Here is a 2,002-nt window from a genome sequence, read left to right on the forward strand (position 1 = left end):
GGGGCCAGCGGCGTGCCCGGCGCGGCGGACCAGTCCAGGCGCACGGCGTCGATGCGGCCCGGCAGCGCGTTGATGTCGCCCACGAAGCGCGCCACGTACATGTTGGCCGGTTCCTCGTAGATTTCCTTGGGCGCGCCGATCTGCTCTATGCGGCCCTCGTTCATCACCACCACCCGGTCGGACATGGCGAAGGCCTCTTCCTGGTCGTGGGTGACGAACACGAAGGTGATGCCCAACTGCCGCTGCAGGTGCTTGATTTCCAGCTGCATCTGCTTGCGCAGCTTGAAGTCCAGCGCGCTGAAGGGTTCGTCCAGCAGGAGCACCAACGGGTTGTTGATGACCGCGCGGGCAATGGCCACGCGCTGCTGCTGCCCGCCGGAAAGCTGGCGCGGCTTGCGGTCGGCGAAGTTTTCCAGGTGCACCATGCGCAGGGCGTCCAGCACGCGGCGGGCCGTCTCGTCCGCCGCCACGCCCTGCATCTTCAGCCCGAAGGCCACGTTGTCGCGCACGGTCATGTGCGGGAACAGCGCGTAGTTCTGGAACACGGTGTTCACCTGGCGCTGTTCCGGGGGCACCCGGTTGACCACCTGGCCGTTGATGCGCACCTCGCCCGACGTGGGCTGCTCGAAGCCCGAAAGCAGACGCAGGATGGTGGTCTTGCCGCAGCCCGACGGCCCCAGCAGGGTCAGGAACTCGCCGTTGCGGATGGTGAGGTCTATGGAATCAAGCGCCACGGTGTCTTCGAACGTCTTGGTGACGCCGCGCAACTCGATGATGTGATCCTGTTCTGCCATCGTCGCCTCTTGCTTGCGTGGTCGGGAACTGCCCCCGCCCCCTGCGGGCCGTGTAACCGGGGGGCCGGTGGGCCGGGTGCGCCGCATGGCGGCAGCACTGGTATCGTCTGCATGCAGCGCCGCGTCCTGGCCCGGCTGCCTGTCTGCATGTCGGGCCTTTCGACCACCGTAGTTCGTCCGGTAGCCGGGCCGTATCGCGCAAGCGCCGCGCTGCCTGTAACTGCGTGATGCCGAAACGTGCGCCCCGATGCCCTCCGGCGCTGGGGACCGGATGCCGTATGCATCCGCCGCCCCCCCCGCTGCATACCCCTCGGGGGCTGTACGGGGAAACGGCGCGGGCAATGCCGATGCGCCGGGGCGCAGCGCACCGGAAACCGGCACGGCAAGGCTTCGGGGAGTAGATGGGGACGAAATCGCTACGCTACGGGATGCTGGGCGCGCCGGTTACCGGAGCGCAGGGGCCGCAGGGCCGGCATCGCCGGCCACGGGCGTTCGGGCGTTACCGGAGCGGCGAAGCCCCAGATTGCGCACCCGGTGCACCGGCCGGGATGAAAGGATGACCTGCGAGCAGCGTATCATGCGTTCGTCTTCCCTCATGGTGGGCATGAAGTGGCGTCATGAAACGGCGTCGGTGAGTGACGTCATGCGCCGGGTCGGGGACGGGCCGCGCGCCCTAGGCGGGCGCGGGCTGGAAGGTGGTCGTTCGGGCCTTGTGTGCCATGCGGGGGGCGGGGTGACAAGCAAAAAAACACCCCCGCGCGCGGGGATGCCGCAGGCAGGGCAGGCTCTTCCGGACGCCTCCGGCGGCCAAGCGGCTACCGCCCCTTGGCGCCTCATCCATTGCATTGTCGTAATACACAGGGAACGCAGATAAAATTTTTTCGGGAAGACAGGGGATCCCCTCCGGAAAAACCAAGTGGGCTCAGCAGGTTGCTATTCCTTCTTCACGCGACAGGCCCCGCGCCATCGAACGCCAGCCATTTCCGCTCACCGTGCCCGTGCGGTCTCCACCGCATCCGACAGGCGCACGAAGCGCACCCCGCGTTGCAGCAGTTCCGGCAGGGCCGAGCGCAGCCCCGCGCCGCTGCCCGCATTGGGCTTGTTCATGTGCAGCAACAGGATGTCGCCGTTGCGAGCGGCCAGCAGGTTGCGGGCCACGGCAGGCGCGGGCAGCGTGGCCCCGGCGTCCGCCGCCACGGAGCAGCCGG

At 68.2% G+C, this 2,002-nt stretch carries 1 protein-coding gene and 1 pseudogene; both read right to left on the bottom strand.

The window, feature by feature from the left end; all coding sequences use genetic code 11:
• A partial coding sequence (potA, locus tag FVW20_RS13520) for a polyamine ABC transporter ATP-binding protein (protein WP_196610020.1) occupies positions 1-794 on the bottom strand: 794 nt, incomplete at its 3' end.
• A 987-nt stretch (positions 795-1,781) separates the two neighbouring features.
• A pseudogene (locus FVW20_RS13525) lies at positions 1,782-2,002 on the bottom strand (polysaccharide deacetylase family protein); the annotation flags it as partial.

Origin of the sequence: Nitratidesulfovibrio oxamicus (genome assembly GCF_015731765.1) — a bacterium.
In the GTDB taxonomy this organism is placed as follows: domain Bacteria; phylum Desulfobacterota; class Desulfovibrionia; order Desulfovibrionales; family Desulfovibrionaceae; genus Cupidesulfovibrio; species Cupidesulfovibrio oxamicus.